General features: G+C 66.9%; 16 protein-coding genes. 10 read left to right on the forward strand and 6 right to left on the reverse strand.

All coding sequences use genetic code 11. The features are described from left to right. Window positions 1-5: 5 nt before the first annotated feature. Genes coaE through G3M62_RS24225 form a run of 4 tightly spaced genes read right to left on the reverse strand, consistent with a single transcriptional unit; the run spans window position 6 to window position 2,978 of the window. Complete coding sequence (coaE, locus tag G3M62_RS24210) at window positions 6-629, reverse strand: dephospho-CoA kinase (protein WP_165191091.1); 624 nt, start codon at window positions 627-629, stop codon at window positions 6-8. Then, window positions 626-1,483: a shikimate dehydrogenase gene (gene aroE, locus G3M62_RS24215; protein ID WP_165191092.1), complete on the reverse strand. Its 858-nt coding sequence runs from the start codon at window positions 1,481-1,483 to the stop codon at window positions 626-628. The genes coaE and aroE overlap by 4 nt, the downstream gene beginning before the upstream one ends. Continuing rightward, window positions 1,480-2,079 carry a Maf family protein gene (locus G3M62_RS24220; RefSeq protein WP_165191093.1) on the reverse strand — a complete coding sequence of 200 codons (600 nt, stop codon included), beginning with the start codon at window positions 2,077-2,079 and terminating at the stop codon, window positions 1,480-1,482. The genes aroE and G3M62_RS24220 overlap by 4 nt, the downstream gene beginning before the upstream one ends. Next, the gene (locus G3M62_RS24225; protein WP_165191094.1) at window positions 2,076-2,978 is read right to left on the reverse strand and encodes a pyruvate, water dikinase regulatory protein; all 903 of its coding nucleotides are present in this window, start codon (window positions 2,976-2,978) and stop codon (window positions 2,076-2,078) included. The genes G3M62_RS24220 and G3M62_RS24225 overlap by 4 nt, the downstream gene beginning before the upstream one ends. A gap of 454 nt (window positions 2,979-3,432) precedes the next feature. Between G3M62_RS24225 and hemE the strand changes: the two genes are divergently transcribed. From hemE to rho, 5 genes are all read left to right on the forward strand, one after another. Further along, window positions 3,433-4,461, forward strand: coding sequence for a uroporphyrinogen decarboxylase (gene hemE / locus G3M62_RS24230; protein ID WP_165191095.1), 1,029 nt, complete (start codon window positions 3,433-3,435; stop codon window positions 4,459-4,461). Window positions 4,462-4,466: 5 nt separating this feature from the next. Further along, window positions 4,467-5,525 (forward strand): ferrochelatase, encoded by a 1,059-nt coding sequence (gene hemH / locus G3M62_RS24235; RefSeq protein WP_165191428.1) that lies wholly within the window; start codon window positions 4,467-4,469, stop codon window positions 5,523-5,525. Continuing rightward, entirely contained in the window at window positions 5,522-5,989 is a 468-nt protein-coding gene (locus G3M62_RS24240; RefSeq protein ID WP_165191429.1) for a CopD family protein, read from the forward strand. The genes hemH and G3M62_RS24240 overlap by 4 nt, the downstream gene beginning before the upstream one ends. 1 nt (window position 5,990) lies before the next feature. After that, on the forward strand, window positions 5,991-6,392 hold the full coding sequence (locus G3M62_RS24245; RefSeq protein ID WP_205691928.1) for a ribonuclease E inhibitor RraB: 402 nt from the start codon (window positions 5,991-5,993) through the stop codon (window positions 6,390-6,392). 264 nt (window positions 6,393-6,656) lie between these two features. Continuing rightward, on the forward strand, window positions 6,657-8,069 hold the full coding sequence (gene rho / locus G3M62_RS24250; RefSeq protein ID WP_165191096.1) for a transcription termination factor Rho: 1,413 nt from the start codon (window positions 6,657-6,659) through the stop codon (window positions 8,067-8,069). 643 nt (window positions 8,070-8,712) lie between these two features. On the opposite strand, the gene G3M62_RS24255 is transcribed toward rho, so the two are convergent. Further along, window positions 8,713-9,678: a quinone oxidoreductase family protein gene (locus tag G3M62_RS24255; protein ID WP_165191097.1), complete on the reverse strand. Its 966-nt coding sequence runs from the start codon at window positions 9,676-9,678 to the stop codon at window positions 8,713-8,715. A gap of 5 nt (window positions 9,679-9,683) precedes the next feature. After that, window positions 9,684-10,379 carry a dienelactone hydrolase family protein gene (locus G3M62_RS24260; RefSeq protein ID WP_165191098.1) on the reverse strand — a complete coding sequence of 232 codons (696 nt, stop codon included), beginning with the start codon at window positions 10,377-10,379 and terminating at the stop codon, window positions 9,684-9,686. A gap of 125 nt (window positions 10,380-10,504) precedes the next feature. Between G3M62_RS24260 and G3M62_RS24265 the strand changes: the two genes are divergently transcribed. From G3M62_RS24265 to G3M62_RS24285, 5 genes are all read left to right on the forward strand, one after another. After that, the gene (locus tag G3M62_RS24265; RefSeq protein ID WP_165191099.1) at window positions 10,505-10,762 is read left to right on the forward strand and encodes a DUF6489 family protein; all 258 of its coding nucleotides are present in this window, start codon (window positions 10,505-10,507) and stop codon (window positions 10,760-10,762) included. Then, a complete protein-coding gene (gene mnmE, locus G3M62_RS24270; RefSeq protein WP_165191100.1) occupies window positions 10,759-12,102 on the forward strand; it encodes a tRNA uridine-5-carboxymethylaminomethyl(34) synthesis GTPase MnmE in 1,344 nt (447 codons plus the stop codon). The genes G3M62_RS24265 and mnmE overlap by 4 nt, the downstream gene beginning before the upstream one ends. A 180-nt stretch (window positions 12,103-12,282) precedes the next feature. Further along, a complete protein-coding gene (gene mnmG, locus G3M62_RS24275) occupies window positions 12,283-14,139 on the forward strand; it encodes a tRNA uridine-5-carboxymethylaminomethyl(34) synthesis enzyme MnmG (protein WP_165191101.1) in 1,857 nt (618 codons plus the stop codon). Then, window positions 14,139-14,804, forward strand: a complete 666-nt coding sequence (gene rsmG / locus G3M62_RS24280; RefSeq protein ID WP_165191102.1) for a 16S rRNA (guanine(527)-N(7))-methyltransferase RsmG — start codon at window positions 14,139-14,141, stop codon at window positions 14,802-14,804. The genes mnmG and rsmG overlap by 1 nt, the downstream gene beginning before the upstream one ends. Continuing rightward, window positions 14,788-15,600: a ParA family protein gene (locus tag G3M62_RS24285; RefSeq protein ID WP_165191103.1), complete on the forward strand. Its 813-nt coding sequence runs from the start codon at window positions 14,788-14,790 to the stop codon at window positions 15,598-15,600. Before rsmG ends, G3M62_RS24285 begins: the two co-directional genes overlap by 17 nt. Window positions 15,601-15,685: the final 85 nt, after the last annotated feature.

Genomic DNA, 15,685 nt, shown 5'->3' on the forward strand with positions numbered 1-15,685 from the left:
GGATTCTAATGGGCTTGTTCGCCCCGACCTTCAAGCGGAGCCGCCGATCGAAGGCGAGTCAGGATGTCGCGGACCTGGTCGCGGGCGGCGTCCAGGCCCCGGCCCGTATCGATCACGAAATCGGCGCGGGCCCGCTTTTCGGCGTCCGGCGTCTGGCGGGCCAGGATGGCCTCGAACTTGGCGACATCCATGCCCGGCCGGGCCAGGACCCGTTCGCGCTGCAGGTCGGCGGGGGCCGAGACCACCACCACCTTGTCGACCTTGCGCTCGCCGCCGGTCTCGAACAGCAGGGGAATGTCAAGCACGACGATGTCGGCGCCCTGATCCCGGGCGTCCTCGAAGAAGCCGATGCGGTGGGCGCCGACCAGCGGGTGAACGATCGATTCCAGCGCCGCCAGGGCTTCGGAATTACCGACCACCGCCGCGCTGAGCTTCGTGCGGTCGATGGCGCCGTCGACCACCACGCCGGGGAAGGCCGCCTCGACCGGTCCGACCGCGGCTCCGCCGCTGGCGTAGAGCGCGTGGACCGCCGCGTCGGCGTCATAGACCGGCACGCCCTCGTCCTGAAACATGGTCGAGGTGGTCGACTTGCCCATGCCGATGGAACCGGTCAGGCCGACGATGATCATGTCGCGGCGTCTCCAAGCTGGGCCAAGGCCAGGGCCCGGACATCGACCTCCGCCGGCGGGGTCGCGCCGAAGAAGCGCTCGAAGCTGGGGACGGCTTGGCGCAGCAGCATCTCCAGCCCGTCGACGGTCCGGCGGCCGGCGGCCTGCGCTCGTTGCAGGAACTCGGTGCGCAGCGGCTTGTACACCATGTCGACCACGACGGCGTTTGTCGGGGTCAGCTCCAGCCGAGCCGCCGGGCCCGCGCCGCCGCCCAGACCCAGGGAGGTGGCGTTGATCACCAGGCCGGCTTGGGCCAGCAGGACGTCGAGCTCGTTGTCCGAAGCCGCCTCGACCACGCCGCCGATCGAACGGGCGATAGCCTCGGCCCGGGCGAAGGTGCGGTTGACGATGCTGACCTTGGGCGCGCCGGCCAGGGCCAGGGCGGCCGCCGCGCCCCGCGCCGCGCCGCCAGCGCCGAGGATCACCACCGGCGAGGCGGTCAGGTCGAAGCCCGGCGCCTGGACGGCGATGGCCCCGATCAGGCCCGGACCGTCGGTATTGTCGGCCGTGATCGCGCCGTCGGCCTCGAAGATCAGCAGGTTGGCGGCCCCCGCCAGCTTGGCTAGGTCGCTGCAGCGGTCGGCGCAGGCCAGGGCCTGCTCCTTGAACGGGATGGTGACGTTGAGACCTCGGATCGCGCCGCCACGCAGACCCTCGACGAAGGTCTCGAAATTGTCCTCGCCGGGCCCGAACGGGACATACGCCGCGTTCAGCCCCGCCGCCGCGATCCAGGCGTTGTGGATCACCGGGCTCATCGAGTGGCGGATCGGCTGGCCACACACGCCGGCGACGATGGCGGCTCCAGTCAAACTCATGCCTCGAGGGCTCCATGAAGACGCAGGAAGTCGAACAGGCCGACGACGGGCAGGCCGAGGATGGCGAAATAGTCGCCGTCGATGCGGTCGAACATCTGCACGCCCTCGCCTTCGAGGAAATAGCAGCCGACCGAGGACAGGATGTCAGGGGCGTTGCGCGCCAGATAGCCGTCCAGCCAGGCGTCGCTGAAGGGGCGGACCGACAGCTTGGTGGTCTCGACCACGCGCCAGATCGGCTGCCCGTCACGGGCCACGACCACGGCCGAGTGCAGCTTGTGGACCTTGCCGCGCAACTGGATCAGTCGCTCGCGCGCCGCCTCGACCGTATCGACCTTGTCGAACAGGGCGCCGTCCAGCTCCAGGGTCTGGTCCGAGCCGATCACCAGGCCGGGCCGCTTGGTCGAGACCTTGAACGCTTTCAGCTCGGCCAGGGCGTCGGCCACGTCGCGCGGCGAGGCGCCTTCGGCCAGCAGGCCGGCCTTGGCCGTGTCTTCGTCGACGCCGGAGCCCACGGCTTCGAACACGACGCCGGCGTTGCGCAGGATCGCCTGGCGGGCCGAACTCTTCGACGCCAAGGTAATGGGGGGCGAGCTCATCCCAGCACCTCGACCTGGCCGCGGCCGCCCGACAGCAGGTTGATGATCGCCGCCGCCGTCTCTTCGACCGAACGCCGGGTGACGTCGATGATCGGCCAGCCCTGTTTCTCAAACAGCCGGCGCGCGCCGATGATCTCCTGCCGCACCGCGTCGGTGTCGATATAGTCGCTCTCGCGGTTTTCCTTCAGCGACAGCAGGCGGTTGCGGCGGATCTGGATCAGTCGCTCGGGCGAGGTCATCAGGCCGACGATCAGGGTGTTCTTCAAAGTGAACAGTTCCTCGGGCGGCGGCCGGCCCGGCACCAGCGGCACGTTGGCGGCCCGCACGCCCCGATGCGCCAGATAGATGCAGGTCGGGGTCTTGGAGGTGCGCGACACGCCCACCAGGATGACGTCGGCCTGGGTCAAATCCTGACCGCCTTGGCCGTCGTCGTGGGCGATGGCGTAGTCCAGCGCCTCGATCCGGTCGAAATAGTCGTTGTTCAGCGCGTGCTGGGCGCCGACCCGGGTCGAGATCCGCGCGCCCAGATAGCGCGACATGGCGCTGACCACTGGGTCGAGGGCGGCGATGCACGGCATTTCCAGTCGTCGGCAGCCTTCCTCCAGCGCCGCCCGCAGGTTCGGGTCGATGATGGTGTGCATGACCACGCCCGGCGCACCGGCGATTTCCTCGAGCGCCCGGTCGAGTTGGCGCGTGGAACGCACCAGGGCGTAGATGTGTTCGATAGGCAGAATGTCGGTGAAACGGGCGCAAACGGCCCGCGCCATCGCGTTCAGGGTCTCACCCGTCGAGTCCGACACCAGGTGAATATGGAAGTAGGTGGCGAAGCGCGGCGGGCTTCTTTCACCCTCAGCGGCGCCAGCTTCCTGTGGATCATCCGTTAACGGTTGCTTAACCACTGGCCTGGCCCCTGGGGATGAGCGGGGGTGAATCCCGGCTCGTTACGGCGCGTCGAACTGACCCTGTGTTAAACGGTCACATTGATCGCCGACAATCCCCAGTCTCGACCCACCGCCATCGCCGGTGCGTTTCCGATTCCCCCAAACCGGGGATGAGCGAACGCTCATGGTTACGGCGCCGTTCACCATCTTAACGTTTCATTAGGAATTACGGCGGACTAGCGACTTGTCCCCATAGTTAACAGCCCCGAGCCCACATGTGGGTCGAGCTTGGACAGATTTCGGATGGACGGGGGGCATGGTGCGGCGCGAACGGGTTTTCCCCGTTAGGCACTTGCTCACCATCTCCTACAATCTTCCTTAAAATCTTCTTAAAGAAAGAAGGAAGAAGGGAAGAAGGCCTCCGGGGAGATACGGGCTTGAGCCCACGGGCCTGACGGGATTTAAGGCCAGCATGTCGATCGATCAGAAGCCCAAGCTCCTTTCCGTCCTGGATGGCCAGAAGGCCGAACGTCCGCCCGTGTGGTTCATGCGGCAGGCGGGCCGGTACCTGCCGGAGTATCGGGCCGTTCGCGCGACCGAGCCGACCTTCATCGATTTCTGCCTGAACCCGGAAAAGGCCGCCGAGGTGACGCTGCAGCCCATGCGGCGTTTTCCCTATGATGCGGCTATCGTCTTCGCCGACATCCTGCTGATCCCTCAGGCCCTGGGCCAGAAGGTGTGGTTCGAGGCGGGCGAGGGACCCAAGCTGGGCGGGCTGCCGTCGATCGAGTCGATGCGCGACCTGACGGGCCAGGCCGGCCAGGCGCTGGGCGCGGTGGGCGAAACGCTCAGCCGCGTGCGGTCGGCGCTCGAGCCTGAGCGCACCCTGATCGGTTTCGCCGGCGCGCCCTGGACCGTGGCGACCTACATGATCGAGGGCGGGTCCAGCGATCGCTCCGGCGCGCGGACCTATGCCTACCAGAACGCGGAAAAGCTGGACGCCCTGATCCAGGTGCTGGTCGACGCCACTATCGACTATCTGGCCATGCAAGCCGCGTCGGGCGCTCAGGTGCTGAAGCTGTTCGAGAGCTGGGCCGAGGGCTTGTCCGAGCCGCTGTTCGATCGCCTGGTGACGAAGCCGCACACCGCCATTGTCGAGGGCCTGCGGACCAGGGGCGTCACGACCCCGATCATCGGCTTCCCGCGCGGCGCCGGAACCCTGGTCGAGACCTACGCCAAGCTCGCGCCGGTTCAGGGCGTGGCGCTGGACACCCAGGCCTCGGCGGCGCTGGGCCAGTCGATCCAGAAGACCAAGGCCATCCAGGGCGCGCTCGATCCTCTGCTGCTGCGGGCCGGCGGCGACGCCCTGCTGGCGCGGGTCGACCAGCTTCTGGAACAGTGGGGGCAAGGTCCCTACATCTTCAACCTGGGTCACGGCATCTTGCCCGACACGCCGATCGCCCACGTCGAGGCGGTGCTGGCCCGGGTCACCGGCAAGTGACGACCATGAAGGGGCAGGGGCGCAGGATCGCCGTCGTCCTGTTCAATCTGGGCGGACCCGACGGGCCGGACGCGGTGCGGCCGTTCCTGTTCAACCTGTTCCGGGATCCGGCCATCATCGGCCTGCCGGCCCTGCTGCGTTATCCGATCGCCGCCCTGATCGCCGGGACGCGCGCCAAGCTGGCCAAGGAGAACTACGCCCTGATGGGCGGCGGTTCGCCCCTGCTGCCGGAGACGGAAAAGCAGGCCAGGGCGCTGGAGGCCGATCTGGCCGCGCGCTTTCCGGACGCTGAGACCCGCTGCTTCATCGCCATGCGCTACTGGAAGCCGCTGACCCACGAGACCGCCAAGGCCGTGAAGGCCTTCGCCCCGGACGAGGTCGTGTTGGTGCCGCTCTATCCGCAATATTCGTCGACCACGACCGGTTCGTCGCTGAAGGCCTGGAAGCGGGCCTATCGTAAGGGTCCGGGCCGGGTCTCGACGGTCTGCTGCTATCCGACGGACGAAGCTTTGGTTCAGGCGCATGCCGACCTGATCAAGGCCGCCTACGACAAGGCCGGTCGTCCCGGTCCGGCGCGGTTGCTATTCTCGGCGCACGGCTTGCCCGAAAAGGTGATCCTGGCCGGCGATCCCTACCAGCAGCAGATCGAAGCCACGGCGGCGGCGGTCGCCGCCAGGCTGGGCGAGGGCGAGGGCTGGGACTGGCGGGTGACCTATCAGAGCCGGGTCGGTCCGATGAAATGGATTGGCCCCTCGACCGAGGACGAGATCCGCGCCGCCAGCCAGCAGGGCCTGGCCCTGGTCGTGACTCCGATCGCCTTCGTGTCCGAGCACATCGAGACTCTGGTCGAACTGGACCACGAATACCGTCAGGTGGCGTTCGAGAACGGCTGCCCGGTCTATGTCCGCGTGCCGGCGTTGGGCGTCACGCCGGGATTCATCGAGGGCCTAGGTCGCGCCGTCGGGAACGTGCTCGGCGCGCCCGACCGTTTGGTCACCGCCTGCGCCTGGCGCTGCGGCGGGGATCGCACCCAATGTCCGAACAAATCGGGGGCACGCGCATGATGGATTTCCTGGCCGGCCACTTCGACCTGATCCGTGGCCTGCACATCATTTTCGTGATGGCCTGGATCGCCGGCATGCTGATCCTGCCGCGCCTGTTCGTCTACCATATGAAGACCGAGCCCGGCTCGGAGATGGACGCCGTCTTCAAGCTGGCCGAGCTGCGCACCCTGCGGATCATCATCAACCCGGCCATGATCCTGGCCCTGCTGATGGGCCTGTTGCTGGCGATGATCGACACCCAGCGCCTGGGTCACGACTTCTTCCTCAAGCCCTGGGCCCTGACCAAGATCGCGGCCCTGATCTTCCTGTTCGGTTGGCACGGCTTCGTTTCCAAGGCCCGCCGCCAGTTCGCCGCCGGGACCAACGCCCGCTCGGAGAAGTTCTGGCGGATGACCAACGAACTCCCGTTCCTGGCGGCGATCGTCATCGTGCTGTCGGTGACGACCAAGTTCCTGGGCCACTGACATGAGGGTCAACCGGTTTGGCGCGGCGATGGCCGCCTTGGTGCTGACCACCGGCCCAATCGGGGCATGGGCGGCTCCGCGGATCTCGCACGCTCAGCTGGAAGAGATGTTTTCGAACATGCGGGGTTCGGCGGCATGGAACGTCGATGGTCCGCTACTCTGGGGCTATTTCTTCACCAGTCCCGATCGAGCGAAAGTCGATCAGGCCGCCAAGATCCTCGTCGGCCGAGGCTACCGGCTGGTCGAAATCCATCGCGACAGGGGCGTCTGGTGGCTGCACGTCGAGCGCGTTGAACACCATACCGTGGACAGCCTCGACGCCCGTAATGCGGAATTCTACGCCTTCGCCCAAGGCGAGGGGTTGGCGACCTACGACGGAATGGATGTAGGTCCGGTTCCTTAACCTTGCAGCGGCTCCGCTTGACCGGGCGGGCCGCTTGTGGTTCCCATCCAGCAGACGCGGCGCCCAGGCTCCGCGTTCCCGCCTCTTACGGACCGGCGCTCGTCCTGACGCGCCCCCGGAGCCTCTAGCTTCGAAGGTCTGTCCCCCGATCGATACGCGCCGTCGTCATGGCGCGACCCGCTCGCCGCCTTACCGCGACGAGTCCGTTTTAGAACCAAGGCTCGGCTCGCATCCTCGCGGGCCGCGCGACGTTGAGTGTCACCTATGACCGACCAGACCGAAAACCAATCCGAGACCGAAGAGCCCGTCATCGACACGACGGCCGAGGTTTCCAGCGAACCGCAGGACGCGCCCGAAGGCGACGGCGGCGACGACGAATCCGAAGTGGGCGCCACCGTGGCGGCCATGGGCCTGAAGACCATGTCCCTGCAGGAGCTGAAGGAGAAATCCCCGGCCGACCTGCTGGCGTTCGCCGAGACCTTCGAGGTCGAGAACGCCAACTCCATGCGCAAGCAGGACATGATGTTCGCGATCCTGAAGACCCTCGCCGAGGAAGGCGTGGAGATCTCGGGCTCGGGAACGATGGAAGTGGTGCAGGACGGCTTCGGCTTCCTGCGCTCGCCGGAAGCCAACTATCTTCCGGGTCCGGACGATATCTACGTGTCGCCCTCGCAGATCCGCAAGTTCGGCCTGCGCACCGGCGACACCATCGAGGGCGCCATCCGCTCGCCGCGCGAAGGCGAACGCTACTTCGCCCTGACCGGCGTCTCGAAGATCAATTTCGAGAGCCCGGACAACGTCAAGCACAAGGTCCACTTCGACAACCTGACGCCGCTCTATCCTGAAGAGCGCCTGCACATGGAACTGCCCGATCCGACCATCAAGGATCGTTCGGGCCGGGTCATCGACATCGTCGCCCCTCTGGGCAAGGGCCAGCGCTGCCTGATCGTCGCCCCGCCGCGCGTCGGCAAGACGGTGATGCTGCAGAACATCGCCAAGTCCATCGAGACCAACCACCCCGAGTGCTACCTGATCGTCCTGCTGATCGACGAGCGCCCGGAAGAAGTGACCGACATGCAGCGCACGGTGAAGGGCGAGGTCATCGCCTCGACCTTCGACGAGCCGGCGACCCGCCACGTGCAGGTGGCCGAGATGGTCATCGAAAAGGCCAAGCGCCTGGTCGAGCACAAGCGCGACGTCGTCATCCTGCTGGACTCGGTCACGCGTCTGGGCCGCGCCTACAACACCACCGTCCCGTCGTCGGGCAAGGTTCTGACCGGCGGTGTCGACGCCAACGCCCTGCAGCGCCCCAAGCGCTTCTTCGGCGCCGCGCGGAACGTGGAGGAGGGCGGCTCGCTCTCGATCATCGCCACCGCCCTGATCGACACCGGCAGCCGGATGGACGAGGTGATCTTCGAAGAGTTCAAGGGCACCGGTAACTCGGAAATCGTCCTGGACCGCAAGGTCGCTGACAAGCGCATCTTCCCGGCCATCGACGTGCTGAAGTCCGGCACCCGCAAGGAAGAGCTGATCACTCCGCGCGACCAGCTGCAGAAGACCTACGTCCTGCGCCGCATCCTCAACCCGATGGGCGCTTCGGACGCCATCGAGTTCCTGTTGGAGAAGATGCGCCAGTCGAAGACGAACGGCGATTTCTTCCAGAGCATGAACACTTAAGCTTGGTGTTTCACGTGAAACACGAAGGGCGGCTGGAGAGATCCAGCCGCCCTTTTTCATGCGGTGGGGACAAGCGGGTGTGATCCCACGCGAATCTGGCTGTGAGCGAGGTGGGGAGGCGCGAAGCGGTCCGGGCCCAGCCCGGATGACCGTGAGTTTGAAAGTGCGTTTCGGCTAGACCCGTCCGCTCCGCGAAACCGTTCTTCTCAAGGGACGGCGATTGAGGGCCTGTTTCATCCCGATCGACGTTTCCCCTCAGGCGGGCAGGATCAAAGTCACCCGGAAGGGGCCGTCGGCGACTCCGACTGATCCTCGAACAGGCCGGTTTGAACTTTCCAGCCCCGTCAACCCGCGCAGATCCCGGCGAGGTTTCGTTGGGTCCCGGATCTATCCACGAACAGACCCACAACCTGCCTCGCGCAAGGCGCTGCGCGGCCCCGCTCGGTTCCATCTCCATCGCCTGCTTGGGCCGGTACCAAGAGCCCTCCCCGTGATGGAGACGGGATTATTGTGCGGGAGGTTTGAGGGCTGGCGCGTTGGTGACGCTGATTATTTTCAGGGTGTTGAAAGGGCTGGGATTTCTCTCCGCCGTGGCGGGGATAGAGCGCCGTCTATCCCCGCGAGCGGGCCCAAGCGGCTGGATCTACGGAATCAGCAACGTCGCCCCGGTTGTCCGCCGTCCCTCCAGAGCCTCATGGGCCGCTCTGGCCTGCGCCAGCGGAAACGTCTGCCCGACCTCGATCTTCACCGCGCCGGATTCCAGCACCGCGAACAGGGCCGCCGCGCTCTCGTCCAGCTCGGCGGTGGTGGCGATGTAGTCGAACAGACGAGGCCGGGTGACGAACAGCGATTTGCCCGACAACTCCAGCGGCGCGAACGGCGGCACGGGCCCGGAGGCGTTGCCGAACGTGACCAACACGCCGCGCCGGCCCAGGCTCTTGAAGCTGGCCTCGAAGGTGTCCTTGCCGACCCCGTCATAGGCGACGGCCACGCCTTGACCGCTCGTGATCTCCAGAACCCGAGCCGCGACGTCTTCCTCGCCGTAGAGGATCACATGGTCGGCGCCGTGGTCGCGGGCCATGACGGCTTTGGCCTCCGAGCCGACCGTGGCGATCACGGTCGCGCCCAGGGCCTTGGCCCATTGCACCAGGATCGAACCCACCCCGCCGGCGGCGGCATGGATCAGCACGGTCTGACCCGGTTCGACCGTATGGCAGCGGCGAACGAGAAACTCGGCGGTCATACCCTTGAGCAGCACGGCCGCGGCGGTCTCGAGACTGACGCCTTCCGGGACCTTCACGGCGCGATCGGCCGGGACCACGGCGGCTTCGGCATAGGCGCCGAGCGTGCCGTTATAGGCGACGCGGTCACCGGCCTTGAACCGGGTGACGCCTTCGCCCAGCGCCTCGACGACGCCCGCCGCCTCCAGGCCCAGCACCGCCGGCATCTTCATCGGGTAGAGGCCGGAGCGATGATAGGTGTCGATGAAGTTCAGGCCCACGGCCTGATGCCGGACCAGGATCTGACCGGGAGCGGGTGAGGGGACGGGCAGGTCGACGATCTCGAGCACCTCGGGGCCGCCGGTCCGGACGGCTTGTATGGCCAGCATGACGGTCAGCCCAGGTTGGACTTGAAGAAGGCCAGGCTGCGGCCGTTGGCCTTACCGGCGTCGGCCGCGTCATAGTGCGATCCGCCCACGCGGGCGAAGGCGTGGTCACGCCCGGGATAGGTGTGGATCTGGATCTGCGGATGTTCCTTCAGCGCATCGAGGATGACCTTCTGGGCCTCCTTCGGCACGAACTGGTCCTCCTCGGCGATGTGCATCAGCAAGGGCCGCGCCAGCTTCTCGGCCTCGGGCACGTGCTTCTCGATGCCGACGCCATAGTAGGAGATGCTGGCGTCCGCGTCGGTGCGGGTGGCCGTCAGGAAGGCCAGCAGGCCGCCGAGGCAATAGCCCACCGCGCCGACCTTGCCGCTGACGCCGGGTAGGACGCGGGCGGCGGCGATGGTCGCGGCGATGTCCGAAACGCCGGCGTCGACGTCGAAGGCGTTGAAGAGCTCAAAGGCTCGCTTCCACTCTGCTTCGCTCTGGTCGGTGATGTCGATACCGGGTTCGATGCGCCAGAAGAGATCGGGGCAGATGGCCACGAAACCTTGGTCGGCCAGGGCGTCGCAGACATCGCGCATCACCTTGTTGACGCCGAAGATCTCCTGGATGACGACGATGGCCGGCGCGGAGGCGGCCGACGGACGCGCCACATAGGCGGAGAAGGCGCCGTCGGGCGTGGTGATCGTGAGGGTCTCGCTCATTGGGGCGCTCCGTATCGATAGGGATCTTGCGGCGTCGATGGGACTTTCGACCGAAGCGCTCTAACGTGCGCCGGTGCGGTCGAGGCATAACAACATCGTGCTTCCACGGCAGGGAACCCCAGATCATGAAGATGACCATTGAGATTGACTGCACGCCGGTGGAAGCCCGCGCCTTCCTGGGCCTACCCGATGTGAGCAGCCTGAACGAGCATCTGGTCAAGGAAATGCAGGATCGCATGACCTCCAACATGGCCATGCTGGCGCCGGAAGAGCTGATGAAGAACTGGATGGCGTTCGGAGCGGGAGCCCAGGATCAGTTCCGCAAGCTGATGACGGCGGCCGCCGGCGCGGCGGTCAGCGGCATGGGCGGCAAGTCGGAATGAACGACACGATCTACGCGCCGGCCACGGGCGCGGGCAGGGCGGCCGTCGCGGTCATCCGGATCTCCGGTCCGCGCGCCAGCGAGGCGGTGCGGGATCTGGCGGGCGCCGTGCCCCAACCGCGCCGGGCGGTCCTGCGCCAGCTGACCCATCAGGGCGTGCCCCTGGACGACGCCTTGGTCGTCTGGTTCGAAGGGCCTGCCAGCTACACCGGCGAGGACTCCGCGGAGTTTCACGTGCACGGCGGCCGCGCGGTGGTCGAGGCGGTGCTGCAGGCCCTGGCGGACAACGGCCTTCGCCTGGCCGAGCCGGGCGAGTTCACGCGCCGAGCCTTCGAGAACGGCAAGCTGGACCTGACCCAGGCCGAAGGCGTGGCCGACCTGGTCGACGCCGAAACCGAGGCCCAACGCCGCCAGGCGCTCGGCCAGCTCGGCGGCGCGCTGAGCGAACGATACGATACCTGGCGAGGCATGCTGGTTCAGGCGCTGGCCATGCTGGAGGCGGCGGTCGACTTTCCCGATGAAGAGCTTCCCGAGGATGTGGCCGCGCGCGCTCGACCAGGCCTGGAGGCTCTGGAGGCTGAGATCGCCACCGCGCTGGAGGATGCTTCACGGGGTCGGCGGGTGCGGGATGGGTTCCGGATCGCTCTGGTGGGCGCGCCCAACGCCGGCAAGAGCACCTTGCTCAACGCCATGGTCGAGCGTGATGCGGCCATCGTCACTTCAACTCCCGGGACGACGCGAGACATCATCGAGGTTCCGCTGACCCTGGGCGGCTACAAGACCTTGCTCGCGGACACCGCCGGCCTGCGCGAAACCGAGGACGCCATCGAAGCCGAAGGCGTGCGCCGGGCGAGGGCCTGGGCGGCCGACGCCGATCTGCGTCTCTGGGTGGTCGATGCGGCCATGTTCCACGTGAAACAGAACAACGAGCTGTCCGTGCTGCGGTCCGGCGACTGGGCGGTGATCAACAAGATCGATCTCGTCGACGCATACCGCTTGGAAGAGCTGCGCGAGATCCTGGCGGCTCAGGGGCTGAAGGTCGTCGAACTGGCGGCCCGCAAGCCCGGCGGTGCGGAGGAGGCGAGGGCGGCTCTGACGGCGCATGTCGTCGACGCTCTGTCAGGCGCGGAGTTTCCGGCCGCCACCCGCATTCGCCACGCCGAGAGTTTGGCCGAGGCCCGCACCTATCTTCAGCGCGCCCTTTCTGACGTTGGCCTGGAGGTCGAACTGGCGGCGGAGGACGTCCGCTTGGCCGCTCGATCCCTGTCGCGGATCACGGGCCGTATTGATCCCGAGGATGTGCTCGATCGAGTGTTTTCAAGCTTCTGCATCGGGAAGTGATGTTTCACGTGAAACATCGGCTTGAATTGTCCACAGGCTGATCACAGATGTCTCGGGCGTGTTTCACGTGAAACACCGGAGTCCGACTCGCCGATCCGGGGAGTTCCACGTATAAGGCTAACCACGCCCCCGCCGAGACGTCCAAGTCGCGATGGGGGCGTTCGCATTGAGGCGCGCAGCTTGTCCAACACTTGGGATGTCATTGTCATCGGCGGCGGTCACGCCGGCTGCGAGGCCGCCGCCGCGTCGGCCCGCGCCGGCGCGCGGACCCTGCTGCTGACCCACAAGCGCGAGACCGTCGGTGAGATGTCGTGCAACCCGGCCATCGGCGGCCTGGGTAAGGGCCATCTGGTCCGCGAGATCGACGCCCTGGACGGCTTGATGGGCCGGATCGGCGATAAGGCCGGCATCCAATATCGTCTTCTGAACCGCTCAAAGGGCCCCGCCGTGCGTGGTCCCCGTTCGCAGATTGATCGCAAGCTCTATCGCGAAGCCATGCAGGCCGAGCTGTTCGCCTATCCGAACCTTGATGTCGTCGCCGCGGCGGTGGAAGACCTGATCGTCGAGGATGGCGTGGTGGCCGGCGTGATCGACGGGGAGGGCGGCGTCTACCGCGCTTCACGTGTGATCCTGACCACCGGCACCTTCCTGAAAGGCGTCATCCACCAGGGCGAGACCCGCACCCCCGCCGGCCGTGTCGGCGACGCGCCGTCGATCGGCCTGTCGGATCGGCTCTACGCCCTGGGCTTCGACATGGGCCGCCTGAAGACCGGCACGCCCGCCCGCCTGAGCGGCAAGACCATCGCCTGGGATCGCCTGGAGATGCAGGCCGCCGACGCCCAGCCCGAGCCGTTCTCGTTCCTGACGTCCCACGTGGATGTGCCGCAGATCCAATGCGGCATCACCTACACCACGGCCGAGACCCACAAGATCATCGCCGAGCGCCTGGGCGAGTCGGCGGTCTATGGCGGCCGCGCCACGGGGATCGGCCCGCGCTATTGTCCGTCGATCGAGGACAAGGTCGTCCGCTTCGCCGACAAGACCAGTCACCAGGTGTTCCTGGAGCCCGAAGGCCTGGACGACGACTCGGTCTATCCGAACGGCGTCTCGACCTCGGTCTCGGCCGAAACCCAGCTCTTGTTCCTGCGCACCATGCCGGGCCTCGAGAACGTCGAGGTCATCCGGTACGGCTATGCGATCGAGTATGACTACGTCGATCCGCGCGAGCTCTACCCGACGCTGGAGACCAAGCGCCTGCCGGGGCTCTACCTGGCGGGTCAGATCAACGGCACGACGGGTTATGAGGAAGCCGGCGCTCAAGGCTTGATGGCCGGACTCAATGCGGCGCTGGCGGCGCAGGGCAGGGAGCCCGCCGTTTTCGCTCGCGACGAGGCCTATATCGGCGTGATGATCGACGACCTGGTCACCCGGGGCGTCACCGAACCCTATCGAATGTTCACCAGCCGGGCCGAGTTCCGCCTGATCCTGCGGGCCGACAACGCCGACCAGCGGCTGACCGACAAGGGCCTGGCCCTGGGCGTGGTGGGCGAGGTTCGCGCCGAAGCCTGGGCCGCCAAGAAGACCGAGCTGGAAGCCGTCCGCGCCTTCGCCCGCTCGGTGACCCTGACCCCGGCCGAAGCCAATCGCGCCGGCTTCAAGGTCAATCACGACGGTCAGCGCCGCGACGTCCTAGCCATGCTGGCCCTGCCTGACGTCACGCTCGACGGCCTGACCACGGTATGGCCGGAGATTTCCACGTGGAGCCCGATGGCCCGCGAGCAGATCGAGATCGAAGCCGCCTATGCAGGCTATCTCGATCGCCAACGCAACGACGCCGAAGCCTTCCGCAAGGAAGAGGATCTGCGCCTGCCGGCCGACCTCGACTACGCCCTGGTCGGCAGCCTGTCGAACGAAGTGCGCGAGAAGCTGACCCGCGTGAAGCCCCTGACTCTGGGCCAGGCGGCCCGGATCGAAGGCGTGACGCCTGGCGCCTTGACGGCGCTGTTGGCGCATGTTCGTCGCGCGAAGGCCGCCTGATGTCCACCGCCGCCGCGCCCTTGGTGATCGAGGATCTTGACCCCGTCGACGCGACGGCCTTCCAGCGGCTGACGGGCTGCACCGACGCGCAGCTGGCCGATCTGACACGGTTCCAGGCCCTGCTGGCCGAGTGGAACGAAGTGATGAACCTGGTGGGTCCGGCGACGATCGCCACTTACTGGAACCGTCACGCCTGGGACAGCGCCCAGCTTCTGCAGCTGGCCCCGGACGCCAAGACCTGGGCCGACCTGGGCGCCGGCGCCGGCCTGCCCGGCGTGGTGCTGGCGATCCTGTTGAAGGACACGCCCGGAGCCAAGGTCCACCTGGTCGAGAGCATGGCCAAGCGCTGCAAGTTCCTGCGCGTCGCCGTCGATGCGCTGGGACTGCCCGCCGAGATCCACAACGTCCGGGCCGAAGAGCTGGACCTGAAGGTCGACGTCGTCACCGCCCGGGCCTGCGCGCCGATGGTCAGACTGCTGGGCTATGCCCAGCCCTACCTCAAGCGCGGCGCGACCGCCTGGTTCCTGAAGGGACAAGATGTCGCGACGGAGCTGGCCGAGGCCGCCACATATTGGAAATTCGAGTCGACCCTGCGGCCGTCGTTGAGCGACCCGCGAGGCCAGATCGTGCAAGTGAAGGGGCTTAAGAGTGTCCGTAAAGTCTGACCAACCGCTGCGCGTTCTCGCCATCGCCAACCAGAAGGGCGGGGTGGGCAAGACCACGACCGCGATCAATCTGGGCACCGCCCTGGCGGCCTGCGGCGAGCGCGTGCTGCTGATCGACGCCGACCCGCAGGGCAACTGCTCGACGGGCCTGGGCATCACCCGCCTGCAGCGCCGCACGACGCTCTACGACGTGCTGATGGGCGAGGCCCCGGTGGTCGACGCCGCGGTCAAGACCGAGCTGCCGGGCCTGGACGTGATCCCGGCCGACGCCGACCTGTCGGGCGTCGAGATCGAACTGGGCCAGCAGGCGCGGCGCTCGTACCGCCTGCGCGATGCGCTTGAGCCGCTGCGCGCCAACGGCCCCTACACCTATGTGCTGATCGACTGCCCGCCGTCGCTGAACGTGCTGACCGTCAACGCCATGACCGCCGCCGACGCGGTGTTCGTGCCGCTGCAGTGCGAGTTCTTCGCCCTGGAGGGTCTGACCCAGTTGATGCGCACCATCGAGCGGGTGCGCGGGAGCCTCAATCCGAAGCTGGAAATCCAGGGCGTGGTGCTGACCATGTACGATCGCCGTAACAGCCTGTCGGACCAGGTGGCCAAGGATGTCCGGGAGCACTTTGGCGACAAGGTCTATGACGCGGTCATACCGCGTAACGTCCGAGTGTCCGAGGCGCCGTCCTTCGGTAAGCCCGTGCTGCTCTACGATCTGAAATGCGCGGGTAGCCAGGCCTACCTGCGCCTGGCGCGCGAAGTGATCAGCCGCGAAAAGTCCAGGCTGGCCCAGGCGGCCTAGAGCCCGTCTGAGGATAACCATCCAAGTCATTGTCGAAATTGAGTGTTGAGCGCGTGAGGGAGTCGGTCGTGGTGGGAGAGCCGGG

The organism is Caulobacter soli (genome assembly GCF_011045195.1).
GTDB classification, from domain to species: Bacteria; Pseudomonadota; Alphaproteobacteria; order Caulobacterales; family Caulobacteraceae; genus Caulobacter; species Caulobacter soli.

Coding starts and splice junctions, on each gene's coding strand:
- mnmE (WP_165191100.1), top strand. CDS start 10,759: ATGAACGACACGATCTACGCGCCGGCCACGGGCGCGGGCAGGGCGGCC.
- hemE (WP_165191095.1), top strand. CDS start 3,433: ATGTCGATCGATCAGAAGCCCAAGCTCCTTTCCGTCCTGGATGGCCAG.
- aroE (WP_165191092.1), bottom strand. CDS start 1,483: ATGAGTTTGACTGGAGCCGCCATCGTCGCCGGCGTGTGTGGCCAGCCG.
- rsmG (WP_165191102.1), top strand. CDS start 14,139: ATGTCCACCGCCGCCGCGCCCTTGGTGATCGAGGATCTTGACCCCGTC.
- G3M62_RS24220 (WP_165191093.1), bottom strand. CDS start 2,079: ATGAGCTCGCCCCCCATTACCTTGGCGTCGAAGAGTTCGGCCCGCCAG.
- G3M62_RS24240 (WP_165191429.1), top strand. CDS start 5,522: ATGATGGATTTCCTGGCCGGCCACTTCGACCTGATCCGTGGCCTGCAC.
- rho (WP_165191096.1), top strand. CDS start 6,657: ATGACCGACCAGACCGAAAACCAATCCGAGACCGAAGAGCCCGTCATC.
- G3M62_RS24265 (WP_165191099.1), top strand. CDS start 10,505: ATGAAGATGACCATTGAGATTGACTGCACGCCGGTGGAAGCCCGCGCC.
- coaE (WP_165191091.1), bottom strand. CDS start 629: ATGATCATCGTCGGCCTGACCGGTTCCATCGGCATGGGCAAGTCGACC.
- G3M62_RS24245 (WP_205691928.1), top strand. CDS start 5,991: ATGAGGGTCAACCGGTTTGGCGCGGCGATGGCCGCCTTGGTGCTGACC.
- hemH (WP_165191428.1), top strand. CDS start 4,467: ATGAAGGGGCAGGGGCGCAGGATCGCCGTCGTCCTGTTCAATCTGGGC.
- G3M62_RS24255 (WP_165191097.1), bottom strand. CDS start 9,678: ATGCTGGCCATACAAGCCGTCCGGACCGGCGGCCCCGAGGTGCTCGAG.
- G3M62_RS24260 (WP_165191098.1), bottom strand. CDS start 10,379: ATGAGCGAGACCCTCACGATCACCACGCCCGACGGCGCCTTCTCCGCC.